Here is a 17,333-nt window from a genome sequence, read left to right on the forward strand (position 1 = left end):
GGTAAGCAAGATGGTACAGGTGAGAGCACACCAGCCGATCAACACCGACGGCAGTATCAATCTCGAGGCATGGCTGGATCATGCCGTCAGTGTCGACCCGGCACTGGACCGTGAAGCCTTGAAAGCAGCCTGCGAGTTCGCTCGTGAGTCTGAACAGCAAGACAATGCGGCCAAGAACCTGTGGGCCGAAGGCACTTCAAGTTTTCGCACTGGCCTGGAAATCGCCGAGATCCTCGCCGATCTCAAGCTGGACCAGGATTCGCTGATCGCCGCCGTGCTCTATCGCGGCGTACGCGAAGGGCACATTGCGTTGCCGCTGGTCAGCCAGCGTTTCGGCGCGGTGGTGGCCAAGCTGATCGACGGCGTGCTGCGCATGGCGGCCATTAGCGCCAGCCTCAGCCCGCGGCAGTCGATGGTGTTGGGCACCCAGGGCCAGGTAGAGAACCTGCGCAAAATGCTGGTAGCGATGGTCGACGATGTGCGCGTCGCCCTGATCAAGCTGGCCGAGCGTACCTGCGCGATCCGTGCGGTGAAGACCGCCGATGATGAAAAGCGCAACCGTGTGGCCCGCGAAGTCTTCGACATCTACGCGCCACTGGCCCATCGCCTGGGCATCGGCCATATCAAGTGGGAGCTGGAGGATTTGTCCTTCCGCTACCTGGAACCTGACCAGTACAAACAGATCGCCACGCTGCTGCATGAGCGGCGCCTGGACCGCGAGCGCTTTATCAGCGACGTGATGGGCCAGTTGCGTTCGGAGCTGCAGGCCACCGGCGTGGACGCGGACATCAGCGGCCGCGCCAAGCACATCTATTCCATCTGGCGCAAAATGCAGCGCAAGGGCCTGGCCTTCAGCCAGATCTACGACGTGCGTGCGGTGCGCGTGCTGGTGCCGGAAATGCGCGACTGCTACACCGCGCTGGGTATCGTCCACACCCTGTGGCGGCACATTCCCAAGGAATTTGACGACTATATCGCCAACCCCAAGGAAAACGGCTACCGCTCGCTGCACACCGCCGTGATCGGCCCTGAAGGCAAGGTGCTGGAAGTGCAGATCCGCACCCACGCCATGCACGAAGAGGCCGAGCTGGGGGTGTGCGCGCACTGGCGCTACAAGGGCACCGACGTCAAGGCCGGGTCCAACCAGTACGAAGAGAAGATCTCCTGGCTGCGCCAAGTGCTGGAATGGCACGAAGAACTCGGCGACATCGGCGGCCTGGCCGAACAACTGCGGGTGGATATCGAGCCGGACCGGGTCTATATCTTCACGCCTGACGGCCACGCCATCGACTTGCCCAAGGGCGCCACGCCGCTGGACTTCGCCTACCGCGTGCACACCGAAATCGGGCATAACTGCCGCGGCGCCAAGATCAACGGGCGCATCGTGCCGCTCAACTACAGCCTGCAAACCGGTGAACAGGTCGAGATCATCACCAGCAAGCACGGTACGCCGAGCCGCGACTGGCTGAACCCGAACCTGGGTTACATCACCACTTCGCGGGCGCGGGCGAAGATCGTCCATTGGTTCAAGCTACAGGCGCGTGACCAGAACGTCGCCGCCGGCAAGACCTTGCTTGAACGCGAACTGGCGCGCCTGGGCCTGCCTCAGGTGGACTTCGACAAGCTGGCCGAAAAGGCCAACATGAAGATCGCCGAAGACATGTTCGCCGCCCTCGGCGCGGGCGACCTGCGCCTGGCGCAACTGGTCAACCTGGCCCAGCAACTGGTCGAGCCGGAGCGCGGCAACGAACAGCTGGAGCTGATCCCGCGCAAAGCCACTGGCTACAAGCCGGGCAAGCGTGGCGATATCCAGATCCAGGGCGTGGGCAACCTGATGACGCAAATGGCCGGCTGCTGCCAGCCGTTGCCGGGCGACGCCATTGTCGGCTACATCACCCAGGGCCGTGGCGTGAGCATTCACCGCCAGGATTGCGCCTCGGTGCTGCAACTGGGCGGGCGCGAACCGGAGCGGATCATCCAGGTCAGCTGGGGTCCGGTGCCGGTGCTCACTTACCCTGTCGACATCATCATCCGTGCCTACGACCGTTCCGGCTTGCTGCGTGACGTCTCGCAAGTGCTGCTCAACGAGCGGATCAACGTGCTGGCGGTCAACACCCGTTCGAACAAGGAAGACAACACTGCATTGATGTCCCTGACCATCGAGATTCCGGGGCTGGACGCACTGGGACGGTTGCTGGGGCGGATTTCCCAGTTGCCGAACATCATCGAAACCCGGCGCAACCGCACCCCATGATTAGCAGGATGACAGCCGACTGACATGTGGAGTTGTTTTCTGTGGGAACTGGCTTGCCTGCGATAGCATCACCTCGGTTTAACTGAAGCACCGAGTCGCAAGCATCGCAGGCAAGCCAGCTCCCACATTGGATTTTCAGCGGAAAGAGATACGATGTATTCACTCGAAGACCTGCTGCACCTGATGAGCCGCCTGCGCGACCCGCAGTACGGCTGCCCGTGGGACATCAAGCAAACCTACGCGACCATCGTCCCGCACACGCTGGAGGAGGCCTATGAAGTGGCCGACGCCATCGAGCGCGGCGACTTTGACCATCTGCAAGGCGAACTGGGCGATCTGCTGTTCCAGGTGGTGTATTACAGCCAACTGGCCCGGGAAGAAGGGCGCTTCGAATTTGCCGGCGTGATCGACAGCATCACTCGTAAGTTGATTCGCCGGCATCCTCACGTGTTCCCAACCGGCGACCTGTACGCACCGCTGGATATCCCGCAGTTGAGCGAAGAACAGGTCAAGGAGCGCTGGGAGCAGATCAAAGCTGAGGAGCGCGCAGAAAAGTCCGACGTTCCCGAGCAACTCTCCCTACTCGATGATGTGCCCACCGCCTTACCCTCGTTGTCCCGTGCGGCCAAATTGCAAAAGCGCGCCAGCCAGGTTGGTTTCGACTGGCCTTCCGCGTTGCCGGTGGTGGACAACGTGCGCGAAGAGTTGGACGAAGTGCTCGAAGCCATGGCCGATAACGATGCGGCGGCCATCGCCGATGAAGTCGGCGACCTGCTGTTTGCCGCGGTCAACCTGGCCCGTCACCTCAAGGTCGACCCGGAAACTGCCTTGCGCGGTGCCAATGCCAAGTTCGAACGACGTTTCCGATTTATCGAACAGGCATTGCGCGATACACACCAACCCATAGAAGATTGCACCCTCGAAGAGTTGGACGCCCTCTGGGGTGAAGCCAAACGTCAGGAAAAGAATGTGTCCAGCTGCGGTTGAGCAGTTGCCTAAGTGAGTAAGCACCATGAGCCTTTCCCTTCGCGACCAGTTGCTCAAAGCAGGTCTGGTCAACCAAAAGCAGGCCAAGCAGGTCGGCAAAGAGAAACAGAAACAGCAGCGCCTGGTCCACAAGGGCCAGGCCGAAGTCGATGATACCCAGGCGCGCCTGGCTGCTGAGGCACACGCCGAGAAGGTCAAGCGTGACCAGGAGCTGAACCGTCAGCAGCAGGAAAAAGCCGAAGCCAAGGCGCGTACCGCCCAGGTCAAGCAACTGATCGAGACCTCGCGCCTGCCCAAGCTGACCACCGAGGACTACTACAACTTCGTGGATGACAAGAAGGTCAAGCGCCTGTCGGTCAACACGCTGATGCGCAACAAGCTGAGCAACGGCTCCCTGGCTATCGTGCACCACGGCGGCGGCTACGAGGTGATCCCGCGGGAAGCGGCGCTTAAAATCCAGGAGCGCGCTCCGGAGCGTATCGTGCAGCTCAACATCCTCACCGAAAGCCAGGTGCCGGACGAGGATGATCCGTACGCCGCTTACCAGATCCCTGATGATCTGATGTGGTAAGCCGCTGGAAATGACAAACCCCGCCAAAAGGCGGGGTTTGTGTTTTAAGCGTGCAGCACCAACCGGTTACCAATCCACTGCGTAACTCAGGCTGAAGGTACGACCCTCGGCATTCGGGTACGGTGCGCGGGCGTTGGCCTGGGCGAACATGTTCTGGTAGTTGCGGTTGGTGAGGTTGTACACCGCACCTTCGAGGCGGCCTACCGGTAGCCTTACCGAGCCCAGCAGGTCGACCAGGGTGTAGCCCTGGATATCGCGACCGTTGTTGTCCTTTGCCGCAGCGTCATAATTGGCCAGGCGCATACCCTGCAAGCGCAGGCTGTAGTCGTCACGCTCATAGCCGACAAAGGCTGTGGTCTTGGCGGGGGAGATGCGGGTGGCAGGCAGGTCGATCCACTTGCCGTTCTGCTGGGTCTCGCCTTTGGCGTAAGCGTAAGTACCGCCGACGGACCATTGGTCGGTGATGTTATAGGTCAGGCCGGTTTCGACGCCACGCACGCGTTCTTTCTGATTGATCAGGCGCAGCACACGATCATTGGCATCATAGAACTGCGTGACATCCGAGGTGTTTTCGTACGCGGTGACACTGGCCTGCCACTTGTCCCAGTCGCCACGCCAGCCCAGCTCGTAGCTATCGACTTTCAAGGCCTGGGCATTGAGGTCCTGGATATCGTATTTGCTGTTCACGTCACGCAGGAAGCGCTGGATATCCGGTAGGGAAAAGCCCTGGCTGAAGTTGACGAACACATCCTGGTTGTCGGTCAGGTGGTACACCGCACCGAGGTTATACAGCGTGTCATCGTATTTGAGCGTGCCACCGGGCAGTGTCGCGCGGTTGCCGGTCTGGACGATTTCGCCATACGCGATGCTGTCGGAGACTTTACTCTCAATCCATTCGCGACGTACGCCACCGCGCAAGGTCCAGTTGTCGATGTCGTAGGAGAGCTGGCCAAAGATGGCTTTGGTGGTGGTCTCGATATCTGGACCCAGTTCGAACGTGGTACCGGTTTTCGTGTAGGTCAGGCCATTGACCCGGTATTGGTCGCCACGCTGGCGTGAGGTTTCATGGTCGTAGTCCGCGCCCCATACCAGGTTGCCCGTTGCCGGGCCGATGTCCGGCATCTGGGTCTCGATCGCCGCACGCAGGCCGTAGACGTCCTGCACGCTGTTGTTATCTGACACGCCTGCCCGGCCTCGGGACAGGTCTGGAAAGAATAGGGCGTCGGCCCGCCGCCAGTAGCTTTCGATCTGCAGGCCCTGGCCGTAGAAATCCTTGTCGGCGTAGTTGAGGTTGACCGCCTGGTTGTGGGTGTAGGGTTGGTCGCCCAGGTCCAGGCCTTTTACGGCGACTGCGTTGCTGGTGATGCGGGGGTTCTTGGTGTAGCGGGTGTCTTGTTCGTCCTTGTAGTCTTGCAGCGACAGGCTGATCTTCTTGTCGTCATCAAGCTCATAGCCGAAGCGACCTTGCAGGTCGTAGGTATCGGTGTCCATGTTGCTGCCCTGGGACGTGTCCTGGGGAATGCGCTTGCCATTACCGTCGAACTGATCGTTGCGCTGCACGGTGTTGCCCGAGAGGTACCAGTCCACCGGGCCTTTGCGCCCGGTGGCGCTTTGGAACGCCTGGTAAGCGAACCCCTTGTGGCTGAGGTTGTTGCCGGCGGTCATGCCGATCTTGCTGCTGAACGCCAGGTCTTCACCTTGGTTGCGTTTGGTGATGATGTTGATGATGCCGCCCGATGCGCCTGCGCCGTAGACACTGCTGGCGCCGGAGATCACTTCGATACGCTCGATGCTTTCCGGTGCCACGCTGTTGAGCTGGCGGAAGTTATCGCGCGTGGCGTTTTGCGAAACCCCGTCGATCAGGATCAGGGTATTGCGCCCGCGAAGCGTCTGGCCGAAGTTGCTCATGCCGCCGCTGGAAGGGGCAATGCCAGGCACCAGTTGGCCGAGGATATCTGCAACCCGACGTCCTGCCCCGGTCTGCTGGCGGATTTGCGCTTCATTGATCACCTGCACTGAGCCTGGAATCTGCGCAATGCTGGTTTCGCTGCGCGTGGCCGATACCACTGTCGCCTGCAGTTGCAGACTGGTCGGGGCTGCCTGTGTCTGCTCTGTCTGATCGGCCCAGGCAGGGGCACTTATTGACCCAAGAAGTGGCAGCAGTACTGCCCATTGCGATGTGTTCATGATCATGTCTCAGAGTTATTAGAAGTATTGACAGAAAAATCGGATGTCTCAGGCGCTCGCGCAAACGAACGGATGGCGCGGATACTCACGGCGGCCAAGGCATAGGTCAGTGCGACCAGCCAGAAGCTGTGTGCCAGGCCTACCCACCCCATGCCGATACCGCCCAACAATGCGCCGCACAGCGCACCAGCTTTCGCGGCGCTGTTGCCCATGCCCAGGGCAAAACCCTGCTGGCTGTGCGCTACGGTAGTGGCGATCAGTGTGTAGGCCACGGGCAACAAAGCCCCCTGCCACACGCCCCACAGCAGCCTGCTGGCGATGAACCCCAACCACTCACTGGCCAGCGCCGTGCAGGCCAGCGTGAGCGCGCAGGCCCAGGTGACCCACTCGATGATGCGCAGCGTATGGGCTGGCTGATGTCGATCGAACAGGCGGCCCCACAATGGCGCGGACAGTGCCAGGGTCAAGGCACTGGCGCCATAGCTGGCGCCGATCAGCCACACGGGCGCGTGCAAAACCTGGGCGACATATAAGGCGTAAAACGGTTGCGGCATCATCCTGGCTGCCTGGATCAATACGATGATCCCCAGCATCGCGCCAATCCAGCCTCTGGGGAGTGCGGCAGGCTTGGACGTGCGGGCAGGTCTCGATCGTGGTGAGTCGCTGGGTAAAAACACGCTGATTATCGCGCACAACAGGCAGACGACGGTGGCGCTGTAGCACAGCAATGCGAAACCGGATATGTCCATGAGCCAGCCGCCCAATACCGGTCCGGCCAGGGAGCCTACAGCGGTGGCTGATTGCAGTCGTGCAAGAATGTGCCCGCGCCCACCCTCGCCGCAGCAGGCCAGTGCGTAGGCTTGGGCCGCTGCAATGAAGCCGGCCAACGCACCTTGCACCACGCGGATGACCACCAGCCACCACGGATCAGGCGTTATCGCAGCCAGCGCCTGGCACACCGCCAGTGCCAGCAACGCGCGGATGATCATGGGCTTATGGCCGGTACGGTCGCCCAGCTTCCCCCACATGGGTGTGAGAATCATCGCTGCCATCATCGGCCCGGCATACACCAGCGAAGACAGCAGGCCGGTGTACTGGGCATTTGCAGTGCCCAGCAACTTCTGGATTTGCAGCGGCCAGAACGGGCCGCTCATTTCCATCGCCCCCATCGACACCAACTGAATCACCACCAGCAGCCGCAGCGCTGTGTTGTTAGTCGGCATTGGCGGCCGCGCTCAACGGGTTAGGCAACCGCCCGACGATATCGGCATGACTCTCCAGCAGGCGCATGCGCATGAACGACTTGGCCGGCCATGCTTGCTCCAGCAGTGCTTCGCGCTCGGTGGCCCAGCGCTGCGGATCAACCTGCGAGCGCATGTCGTCAAAACACTGGCTGACCTGAGCTGACAGTTCATTCCAGAGCAGCGCCTGGGGGATGTCGAAGTGGCGCGCGGCAAGCAGGATGAGCTCGCCCAGATGGCACATGAAAACGGTGTGCAGCAGCTTGTCCCGTACGAAACCTGCGTCGTCGTACAGCGTCATCTTCGGGTCGTGCAGTTCAATGTCCAGGCCGTGGGCGTGCAAGGTTTTGCGGTCGATTCGGATATCGCCGAAGTCGCGCAACAGAAGACGGCTCAATTGTCCGTCTGCGGCCATGACCATAAAAGAGTTCTGCTGATGGGCCTCGAATGCAACGCCGTAGCGCAAATACATGCCCAGCAGCGCCGGCACACTGATCGCCGCGTACTCATGGAAGAAGGCGAGCATGGCCGCCGCGTCATCCTTGCCTTGGCTCAGGCGCACCCATTGGCGCAGCAGCGGCTGGCCGTGTTGATCAATGGCAAACAGGCTGCCCACCGGCACGGCCATTTCCCCGGGCTGGAGCTGGCTATGGGGATTGTCGCGATAGAGCACCGCCAGGTGGCGGGAGTGCTCGTCATTGGCCAGCTGTGGCTTGAAATGCACACCGATACGCTCGGGAACGATGCTGAGGATTTTCTGAATCGCAGGCTCGCGCTCCAGGATGGCCAGCAGCAAATGGCTGATCCGTGGGCCCATGCGCGCTGAGCGCGGTGAGACGGTGCGCTGCACGCTGGTCAGTCGCAGCGACACGGGCAGTTTGACCATAGGCGCATCGCAACGCCCTTCAGGCAACACGGTTCTGAATGACATGGTGGGGTGGGCGGTAAACGCGACGATATCGGTCAGCACCAGCAGTTTGTCGCCGATTTCGTTGGCGAACAGTTGGGGCAGTTCCTGGCGTGCCTGCCAGGGGTGGGCGGGCAATGGCAGATAATCGCCTGCCTGAAGGCCCTGTGCTTGCAGGACTGCGGTCAATTGCTGTGCCGCTTGCGGGAAGTGCTCGCTCCACCACTGCCAGTAATCGGCGGTACCGGCCAACTTTTCGACATGGGCAAATTGGCGATGCAGCGCGCACAGCAGCACCGGGAAGCGTGCTTCGAACTCTGGCGAATAGTCGATGACTTGCTCGGTATTCAGGCCCAGCTTGGTCTTGTAATTGGGATGCCATGGGTGACCCAGTGTTCCCCACTGTTCAAGCACGGAAGTCGGGTTGATAACGCTCGGGCTGTTTTTGAGATGACTCAGCAGATTGTCTTGATGCTCCGGGCCCAGGGATGCATGCAGCTTGAGCGTCCATTGCTCATGGAAGGCCAGGCACAAGGTGTCGTTGATGAAGCTGTCGTCGATCTCTACGTTGAGGCGGTTTAGCACTTCCCGGTCGGCAGGCGACTCGAGGCTGGCGTTAAGCAACGTCAACAACTGTGAGGGGAACTGGATTTTCTGTTCGGGCTGGCCTTCGCGCAACAGGATGACTTCGCCACGCAGGTCCCAGCTTGCCATGCGGCCAGGGTGCAAATGTTCGAAACGCAATCGGGCCTGGCAAGCCAGTGTCAGCGAGCAATGGCCATGTTCGTCATAAAGGAGAGTGCTGGGGTCCAGCAGGCTTTCACGAAACAATGCTTGGATCAGGCGTTGGAAGCTACGTTCGGCGGCAGGTGCCAGCGTATTGATCAGGGCTTCGAGGCTGACGTGGCTGGCCTTAAATTGCGCAGTGGCAAGTGCTTCGCTCCAGCGTTCCAGTAACGCGTTTTCTGGCTTGCTGCTATTTCCATGCATCTAATTGATTCCCTGATTCGTGAGCCTGAATGAAAAGCGAACGAATGATATCGAGAATCATTATTTGTGTGTGTTTTTGTTACATTAATTTATGGCGATTATTGACAAAAAAACCGCGCCCCAAAGGCGCGGTTTCTCGTAAACGGCCCGGCTGCGTGGGCCGGGCGTCCACATGATTTCAGAGCTTCAGGAGCTTTTTGCCTGGCGTTGCAGTTCGAGAGTTTCGAGCTCGTTTTTATAGTTGTGGGCGTCGCTCTCGTTGTGAAACATGCCGACCAATACGTCTTGCTGATGGACATCCCAGATGTGAATCCCGTGGCCTACTGCTTCATGGGACATATGTTCATCGTCGCGTTCAGTTACTTTTACAGTCATCTGCTTGCTCCAATCTCTGGTTGATCTGCGGCAAGTCGTCGCAGGCCTCTGTTATATGATTTGTTAGCTTGCTAAGTAAACTGATTTTGCGCGCAATAATTCATTGCGGGGAACGCAACAATGCTGCAAGCCTTGTAAACCAAGGCATTGCGTCGCCATCGCAGCGGCTTTATGACAAAAGTTTCATGTTCAGGTTGGCTAGGTTGACCTCGGCACCGCTATCGCAGGCAAGCCAGCTCCCACCTTGGAATGCATTCCACCGTGGGAGCTGGCTTGCCTGCGATAGCGGGAGTGTCGTCCCCTAAAAATCCCAGGCAAAAAAAAGCCCCGCATTCAGCGAGGCTCTTTTCGGTGCATCAGCAATCAGCTGCCTTTGACGGCCTTACCGTCAACGGTGCCATCCTGCAGCATGATGTTGTATTCCTTGCCGTCAGTCTCGACCTGACGCAGGGCAACCAGAATGCCGCCCTGGTCCTTGGCAAACCACATCTGCGTGATGCGCTTGCTCTGCGACGGGTCGCGCACGCGCTCGACCTTGATCGCGTCGATCGAACCGACCTTGGTCTGGACCTTTTCCGAGCCGATCACGCGGAAGTCGTAGGTATCGGTATCAGTACCCTCAACCACGCGGTAGCTCATGCTCTTCTTGCCCGCGGCAACATCGCGTTGCAGAGCAAGTTGGTAGGTGGACTTGTCGAGCATGCCGCTTTCGAGCGTGACATTGACCGGGTCTTTGTTTTCAAAGCCGGTGACTTTCTTGGCGCTCTGGTCGAAGTCCAGGTTGATCTTCTTCGCCTTGCCCAGGCCGCCGCGTTCGAAGCTGTAGCTCTTGGGTTGCAGGGTGTCCTTGTCGAACAGGATCACACTGGTTTCGGTCAGGCTGGCAATCATCATCGAGGCCTTGAAATTCAAGGTCCAGGTACCGTCGCCATTCTTGCTCAGGCTGCGTTCAGCCGAACCGCTCATGGGCAGTTGTTTCCAGTCGGCGGTGTAGCTGACGGAGAAGGGGTGAAGGTCTGCCGCTTGTACGGCAGGCAAAGCGAACAGCGCAAAAGCGAAAAGCAGGGCGCGACGCATAAAATCTCCTAGGTTCGAATCAAGTGGCCGCTGGCCGCGAGTAACTGGCCGTCCAATAATGCACCCTGGTCGCCAAGAATCAACCGTCCTTCGGCAAACCAGCGAACAGCCAGCGGGTAAATCCTGTGTTCCTGGGTATGAACCCGTTGCGCAAGCGTCTGCGCCGAGTCGCCTGACTCTACCGGAACCACTGCCTGTACGACCAGAGGCCCGCCATCGAGTTCCTCGGTCACAAAGTGCACGCTGCAGCCATGTTCACGGTCGCCGGCGTCGAGAGCGCGCTGGTGGGTGTGCATGCCTTTGTACTTGGGCAGCAGGGAGGGGTGGATATTGAGCAGGCGCCCTTCGTAGTGCCGGACGAAGTCTGCGCTGAGGATGCGCATGAAACCGGCAAGGACAACAAGTTTGGGGTTGAAGGCGTCGATCAGTTCGATCAAGGCGCTGTCGAAGGCCTCGCGACCTTCGAACGCCTTGTGATCCAGGGCGCGGGTGTCGATACCCGCGTCTCGGGCGCGTTGCAGACCGTAGGCGTCGCTGCGGTTGGAAATCACCGCAGCGATGCGCACCGGGCTGTCGCCGGTGCGCGTGCTGTCGATCAGGGCCTGCAAGTTACTGCCGGTGCCGGAAAGCAGCACCACGACATCACAGGTCTGGGGCATCAGTGAGCCTTGAGGTTCTTCAGTTCAACCTGGGCTGCGCCTTCGGCAGCAGTGGCGATCTGGCCAATGACCCAAGGTTGTTCGCCGGCTTCACGCAGCACGTTCAACGCGGTTTCAACGTGTTCCTGCGCGACGCAGATCACCATGCCTACGCCGCAGTTCAGCACGCGGTGCATTTCGGTTTCGTTGACGTTGCCTTTTTCCTGCAGCCAATCGAAGACTGCCGGGCGCTGCCAGCTGGCCACGTCGACAATCGCCTGGGCGCCTTTTGGCAGGACGCGCGGGATGTTGTCCAGCAGGCCGCCACCGGTGATGTGGGCCATGGCCTTGACAGCGCCGGTGTCCTTGATCAGCTTGAGCAGTGGCTTGACGTAGATGCGGGTGGGCGCCATCAACAGGTCGGTCAGTGGCTTGCCGTCGAGCTGGATGTTCTCGATGTCGGCGCCGGACACTTCGATGATCTTGCGGATCAGCGAGTAGCCGTTGGAGTGCGGGCCGGACGATGGCAGGGCGAGCAGGGCGTCACCAGCAGCTACTTTGGAGCCGTCGATGATCTCGGCTTTTTCCACCACACCGACACAGAAGCCGGCCAGGTCGTAGTCTTCGCCTTCGTACATGCCTGGCATTTCAGCGGTTTCACCGCCGACCAGGGAGCAACCCGACAATTCGCAGCCGGCGCCGATGCCGGTCACGACCTGGGTCGCGGTCTCGACATTGAGCTTGCCGGTGGCGTAGTAGTCGAGGAAGAACAGCGGCTCGGCGCCGCACACCACCAGGTCGTTGACGCACATGGCGACCAGATCGATGCCGATGCTGTCGTGCTTGTTCAGGTTCAGGGCCAGGCGCAGCTTGGTGCCTACGCCGTCGGTGCCGGACACCAGTACAGGCTGCTTGTAGCCGGCCGGGATTTCGCAGAGGGCGCCAAAACCGCCCAGGCCACCCATGACTTCAGGGCGCGCAGTGCGCTTGGCGACGCTCTTGATGCGTTCGACCAATGCTTCACCGGCGTCGATGTCTACACCGGCGTCCTTGTAGCTCAGGGAGGGTTGCTTGCTCATGATCCAGGCCTTTAGGGGGGATTTCTGGGTAACGACCGGGCGGGCGGGGGCTTTTGGAAAGGGCCCTGCCGTTGACGGTCTGCGAAGGCGCGCGATTTTATCAGGCTTGAGGGGCAGCGGCCATCCTCGGGCCGACGGGCAGGGCATATGAGCTCAAAAAAATGCAAATCGGGCCGGTAATCGTGCGTATTAAGGTATAGCCTTGAGCTCGCTAGCGTTATGACAGTATGAAAACTTACCGGGACCCTGTGAATGTTTTACCGGTCGCTGTGTCACAGCCTTGCCAAACCGAGATCACGCGGTCTGTTCCAACCGCTAAATTTGTCGTTCGGGAATCTTCCATGCGTCTGTGTAAATTCTTCTTTGTGGGCTGTTTGTCGTTGGTCAGCCTGGCGAGTCATGCCGAAACCCTCAATGGCCTCTATCAAGTACTTGAACCGGTCAGCAGCCAGTCGCCCCAAGAGCGCGACCAGGCCACCCAGCGTGCCGTGCAGACCCTGGTGATCCGCCTGACCGGCGACGCCAAGGCCGCCGATGGCCCGGGCCTGGCAGCGATCCGCAAAGACCCGCAACAAATCATCAGCCAGTACGGCTACGACGCCGGCCCGCCGGAAAGCCTGCAAGTGGACTTCGACCCGGTCAGCACCGATCGCGCCTTGCGTGATGCCGGCCTGTCGATCTGGGGCAGCAACCGGCCGTCGATCCTGGGTTGGTGGCTGAACGATTCAACTGAAGGCAGCAGCCTGGTCGGCGATGGCCAGGCCGTTGCCCAGGCCCTGCGCCGAGCCGCGCAACACAGGGGGCTGCCGCTGCGCTTGCCGTTGGGAGACCTGGATGAACAGGTAGTCGCCACCGCGCCGAATCTTGAAAGCCCCGACGCCACGCCTTTGCGCGCAGCCTCCGAGCGTTACGGTGCCGATGCTTTGCTGGCGGTGCATGCGCGCCAGGAAGGCAGTCAATGGCAGGCCAAATGGCGCCTGTGGCTGGGCGACAAGGCTGAGGAGGGCACCGCCCAAGGCGCTGACACTGCCGCGCTCGCCGATGCGGTATTGCTGGCGGTCAGCCAAAAGCTGGCGCCACGCTTTGCGGTCAAGCCGGGCGTGAGCACTGAGCAATTGCTTGAAGTACAAGGCATGAACCTTGAGCGCTACGCCGCCCTGGGTCGTTTGTTGGAGCCCTTTGGCGGCCAGCCGCAGTGGGTGGATGGCAACCGGATTGTGTATCGCGTCAATGGCAGCGCCGAACAATTGCGCACCCAATTGAGCCTGGCCAAGCTGCAGGAAATTCCTGCTGGCGAAGCCCCGGCCCAGCCAGCCGTGATCGGTGGCACGCAATCGGCTGTTGCACCTGAGCCCCAGGCGCAACTGCGTTTTCGTTGGTAACTAGTGGTCCTCCTTCTATATAGAAGAAGGGCGTAAAAAACAGATGGAGTGGTTTATGGCGGATACGCGTCGTTGGGTGTGGCTTGGCGGGATTGTCCTGCTGTGCGGTTTTGTGTTCTTGCTGCATTCGATCCTGACGCCGTTCCTGGTGGCGCTACTGCTCGCCTATCTGTTCGATCCCGTGGTGGATCGCCTGGAAAAAGTCGGCATGTCGCGCACCTGGGGCGTGATCACGGTGTTTGCGCTGTTCACGTTGATCATCACGGCGCTGGTGTTGATATTGGTGCCAATGTTGGCCAAGCAGTTGTTTCGCCTCTATGAGCTGGCGCCGCAGATGCTCGACTGGTTGCAGCACACGGCGATGCCGTGGGCCCAGTCCAAGTTCGGGCTGGCGGATGGCTTCTGGAAGTTCGACAAGGTCAAGGCAGCTATCAGCGAGCACATGGACAAGACCACCGATATCGTCACGGTGGTGCTCAGCCAGGCGACTGCGTCGAGCCTGGCGCTGATCGGCTGGTTGACCAACCTGGTGCTGATCCCGGTGGTGGCGTTCTACCTGCTGCGAGACTGGGACATAATGATGGCCAAGATCCGCAGCCTGCTCCCCCGCGACCGGGAAGAGCGTGTTGTTTCCCTGGCAGCGGAGTGTCATGAGGTATTGGGGGCGTTCGTACGTGGCCAGTTGCTGGTGATGCTGGCCCTGGGAGTGATTTACGCTGCCGGCCTGATGGCGATCGGCCTGGAGCTGGGGCTGTTGATCGGCTTGATCGCGGGCCTGGCGGCCATCGTGCCCTACATGGGCTTTGTGATCGGCATCGGTGCGGCGCTGGTGGCCGGGCTGTTCCAGTTCGGCGGCGACCTGTACCCGATGCTGGGGATTGTCGCAGTGTTCATGGTGGGCCAGGCCTTGGAAGGCATGGTGCTGACGCCACTGCTGGTGGGCGATCGGATCGGCCTGCACCCTGTGGCAGTGATCTTTGCGATTTTGGCGGGTGGCGAGCTGTTCGGCTTCACCGGCATCCTGTTGGCGCTGCCGGTGGCGGCGGTGATCATGGTGCTGGTGCGCCATGTGCACGACCTGTACAAGGATTCGGACGTGTATACCGGGGTGGATGAGCCCGAGTTGTAATCGCGGTGTCACAAACCCGGCCCTGGCCGGGTTTGTTGTTTCTGGCCCCGGCGTGCGTCAAACAAACTGCGTAAAACCTCCGGGTTAACGCAAACCTTTGATTTTGCTTGTGGTCTGCTGCATTGTGCGCCCGGCGTCACGGGTATAAACTTTGCAAACTTTACATAGAGGCCACTAACGGTTCGATGGGAGCCGTTCAGTCAGCATGAAACCGATTCAGCTGCCCCTAGGTGTGCGTCTGCGTGATGACGCTACCTTTATCAACTACTACCCAGGCGCCAATGCCGCTGCACTCGGCTATGTGGAGCGGCTTTGCGAAGCCGACGCCGGGTGGACTGAAAGCCTGATCTATCTGTGGGGCAAGCATGGCGTGGGGCGTACCCACCTGCTGCAGGCCGCGTGCCTGCGTTTCGAGCAGACGGGCGAGCCGGCGGTCTACCTGCCCTTGGCCGAGTTGATGGACCGCGGGATCGGCATCTTCGATAACCTTGAGCAATATGAACTGGTGTGTCTCGACGACCTGCAGGCAGTGGCCGGCAAGCCGGAGTGGGAAGAGGCGCTGTTTCATCTGTTCAACCGCCTCCGCGACAGCGGCCGGCGCTTGCTGATCGCCGCGTCCACCTCGCCGCGTGAACTGCCGGTGAAGCTGGCTGACCTCAAGTCGCGCCTGACCCTGGCGTTGATCTTCCAGATGCGTCCGTTATCCGATGAGGACAAGCTGCGTGCGCTGCAACTGCGCGCTTCCCGTCGTGGCCTGCACCTGACCGACGAAGTCGGGCACTTTATCCTCACCCGTGGCACCCGCAGCATGAGCGCGCTGTTCGATTTGCTTGAGCAACTCGACCAGGCTTCCTTGCAGGCACAAAGAAAATTGACGATCCCTTTCCTGAAAGAAACCTTGGGCTGGTAAGGTCTTGATTTTCCGTGTATCGGCATTTTCAAGGCGTCAGAAAACCTGCGTTTGAGCCCGAAGGGCTACGCAACTGAAGCGAGAAATGGAATCACGGCTTAGATGGCATAGTCGAAACGATAAGTCACATAGATCGCGATTGAATTTGCAAATCGATGTGATAGAGGGCATAGTCTCGGCTTCTTTACACATCAGCCACGGTCGTGCCCATGCTAAATCGCTTCGCACCCCTCGTGCCTCTCGCACTCGTTACCCTGTTGTTTGGTTGCGCCTCCCACCCTCAGCAGGTGGCAGAACAGCAAAAACCACAGGTTCAAAATCAGGCAAAGTTCGTTGCTGCACAGTCTGCTTCTGTTTATGAAGAAGAGGTGGCAACCGAAAAAGAACTCGCCGAGTTCTCTGACAGCAAGCCTTACCAACTGCCTCTTCTGGCCGATAGCATCCTTGAGCGCGGCATGTCCTTGATCGGTACCCGTTACCGTTTCGGCGGCACCTCTGAAGCCGGTTTTGATTGCAGTGGGTTCATTGGCTACCTGTTTCGTGAAGAAGCCGGCATGAATCTGCCGCGCTCTACACGCGAGATGATCAACGTGAATGCACCGTTGGTCGCACGCAACAACCTCAAGCCCGGTGATCTGCTTTTCTTTAGTACCAGTGGCCGCGGTCGTGTCAGTCACGCCGGTATCTACCTGGGCGATAACCAATTTATCCACTCCAGCAGCCGCCGCAGTGGTGGTGTTCGGGTCGATAACCTGGGTGACAGCTACTGGAGCAAAACCTTCATCGAAGCCAAGCGTGCACTCGCCATGGCTCCGACTACGGTTACCGCTAGTAAGTAAAGTTAAAGTGATACTTGAAGTTTGACGTGTAAGCGCTAGAATCCCTGGACATTGTTGTCATCCGTTCGCGCGAGCTTTGCTTGCGCGTTCTGGTTTTCAACGTTCGGCAGCGAAAGCCGCATCCAGACCAGGATTGTTCTGCACATGTCGACCTCGGCCCGCCTGATGCTTATTGTTTGCGCCGCGCTGCTCAGCGCCTGCGCCAGTCGTACACCGCCGCCCGCGCCTGTCGCGGTCAAGCCTAAGCCAGTGTTCAACTATGCCACCCAGAATTTCTCGCCTGCTGCCGAAGACGTGCTCTTTCGTGCGCTGGGCCTGGTCGGCACACCTTACCGCTGGGGCGGCAACACACCGGACTCGGGGTTTGATTGCAGTGGCCTGATCGGCTTTGTATTCCGCGACGCTGCCGGCATCTCATTGCCGCGCACTACCCGTGAATTGATCGTGATGCGTGCCCAGGACGTCAGCGAACAAAACCTGCAAACCGGCGACCTGCTGTTCTTCGCCACCGGTGGTGGTTCGCGGGTCAGCCATGCGGGCATCTATGTGGGCGAAGGGCGCTTCGTGCATGCACCGCAGACCGGCGGTACGGTGAAGCTGGATACGCTATCCAAAGCGTATTGGCAGAATGCCTACCTGAGCGCCAAGCGCGTGTTGCCAGGGAATCTGGCGCGTAATCCCTGAATCAATAAAACTCCAAAATGTGGGAGCGGGCTTGCCCGCGAATGCAGTGTGTCAGTCAACGGCTTAGTTGGCTGGGTCACCGT

General features: G+C 59.9%; 15 protein-coding genes. 8 read left to right on the top strand and 7 right to left on the bottom strand.

What is annotated here, in order from left to right:
* Positions 1-10: 10 nt before the first annotated feature.
* The 3 genes from relA (at position 11) to FXO12_RS27195 (ending at position 3,812) form a co-directional block, all read left to right on the top strand.
* Positions 11-2,254 (top strand): GTP diphosphokinase, encoded by a 2,244-nt coding sequence (gene relA / locus FXO12_RS27185; RefSeq protein WP_003193076.1) that lies wholly within the window; start codon positions 11-13, stop codon positions 2,252-2,254.
* A 153-nt stretch (positions 2,255-2,407) separates the two neighbouring features.
* Positions 2,408-3,241 carry a nucleoside triphosphate pyrophosphohydrolase gene (mazG, locus tag FXO12_RS27190; RefSeq protein WP_034128320.1) on the top strand — a complete coding sequence of 278 codons (834 nt, stop codon included), beginning with the start codon at positions 2,408-2,410 and terminating at the stop codon, positions 3,239-3,241.
* Between the two features lie 25 nt (positions 3,242-3,266).
* Positions 3,267-3,812 carry a DUF2058 domain-containing protein gene (locus FXO12_RS27195; protein ID WP_014719402.1) on the top strand — a complete coding sequence of 182 codons (546 nt, stop codon included), beginning with the start codon at positions 3,267-3,269 and terminating at the stop codon, positions 3,810-3,812.
* Between the two features lie 66 nt (positions 3,813-3,878).
* On the opposite strand, the gene FXO12_RS27200 is transcribed toward FXO12_RS27195, so the two are convergent.
* The 7 genes from FXO12_RS27200 to purM all read right to left on the bottom strand — a co-directional run bounded on the left by FXO12_RS27200 (position 3,879) and on the right by purM (position 12,306).
* Complete coding sequence (locus tag FXO12_RS27200) at positions 3,879-5,999, bottom strand: TonB-dependent receptor (protein ID WP_057976909.1); 2,121 nt, start codon at positions 5,997-5,999, stop codon at positions 3,879-3,881.
* A gap of 2 nt (positions 6,000-6,001) precedes the next feature.
* Positions 6,002-7,222, bottom strand: coding sequence for an MFS transporter (locus FXO12_RS27205; protein WP_054897823.1), 1,221 nt, complete (start codon positions 7,220-7,222; stop codon positions 6,002-6,004).
* Positions 7,212-9,137 (bottom strand): IucA/IucC family siderophore biosynthesis protein, encoded by a 1,926-nt coding sequence (locus FXO12_RS27210; RefSeq protein WP_057976911.1) that lies wholly within the window; start codon positions 9,135-9,137, stop codon positions 7,212-7,214. Before FXO12_RS27210 ends, FXO12_RS27205 begins: the two co-directional genes overlap by 11 nt.
* A gap of 186 nt (positions 9,138-9,323) precedes the next feature.
* Positions 9,324-9,512 carry a hypothetical protein gene (locus tag FXO12_RS27215; RefSeq protein ID WP_003193064.1) on the bottom strand — a complete coding sequence of 63 codons (189 nt, stop codon included), beginning with the start codon at positions 9,510-9,512 and terminating at the stop codon, positions 9,324-9,326.
* Between the two features lie 363 nt (positions 9,513-9,875).
* Positions 9,876-10,589, bottom strand: a complete 714-nt coding sequence (locus tag FXO12_RS27220) for a DUF3108 domain-containing protein (protein ID WP_014719399.1) — start codon at positions 10,587-10,589, stop codon at positions 9,876-9,878.
* Between the two features lie 8 nt (positions 10,590-10,597).
* Positions 10,598-11,248, bottom strand: coding sequence for a phosphoribosylglycinamide formyltransferase (purN, locus tag FXO12_RS27225; RefSeq protein ID WP_057976913.1), 651 nt, complete (start codon positions 11,246-11,248; stop codon positions 10,598-10,600).
* Positions 11,248-12,306 (bottom strand): phosphoribosylformylglycinamidine cyclo-ligase, encoded by a 1,059-nt coding sequence (gene purM, locus FXO12_RS27230; protein WP_014719398.1) that lies wholly within the window; start codon positions 12,304-12,306, stop codon positions 11,248-11,250. Before purM ends, purN begins: the two co-directional genes overlap by 1 nt.
* 341 nt (positions 12,307-12,647) lie before the next feature.
* Between purM and FXO12_RS27235 the strand changes: the two genes are divergently transcribed.
* From FXO12_RS27235 to FXO12_RS27255, 5 genes are all read left to right on the top strand, one after another.
* Complete coding sequence (locus FXO12_RS27235; protein ID WP_057976915.1) at positions 12,648-13,688, top strand: DUF2066 domain-containing protein; 1,041 nt, start codon at positions 12,648-12,650, stop codon at positions 13,686-13,688.
* A gap of 55 nt (positions 13,689-13,743) precedes the next feature.
* Positions 13,744-14,817, top strand: a complete 1,074-nt coding sequence (locus FXO12_RS27240) for an AI-2E family transporter (protein ID WP_014719396.1) — start codon at positions 13,744-13,746, stop codon at positions 14,815-14,817.
* A 205-nt stretch (positions 14,818-15,022) separates the two neighbouring features.
* Positions 15,023-15,727, top strand: coding sequence for a DnaA regulatory inactivator Hda (gene hda / locus FXO12_RS27245; RefSeq protein WP_014719395.1), 705 nt, complete (start codon positions 15,023-15,025; stop codon positions 15,725-15,727).
* A 209-nt stretch (positions 15,728-15,936) separates the two neighbouring features.
* Positions 15,937-16,566, top strand: a complete 630-nt coding sequence (locus FXO12_RS27250; RefSeq protein ID WP_003193051.1) for a C40 family peptidase — start codon at positions 15,937-15,939, stop codon at positions 16,564-16,566.
* A 144-nt stretch (positions 16,567-16,710) separates the two neighbouring features.
* Positions 16,711-17,250: a C40 family peptidase gene (locus FXO12_RS27255; protein WP_003193049.1), complete on the top strand. Its 540-nt coding sequence runs from the start codon at positions 16,711-16,713 to the stop codon at positions 17,248-17,250.
* Positions 17,251-17,333: the final 83 nt, after the last annotated feature.

It is taken from the genome of Pseudomonas sp. J380 (genome assembly GCF_009827115.1).
Taxonomy (GTDB): domain Bacteria; phylum Pseudomonadota; class Gammaproteobacteria; order Pseudomonadales; family Pseudomonadaceae; genus Aquipseudomonas; species Aquipseudomonas paracarnis.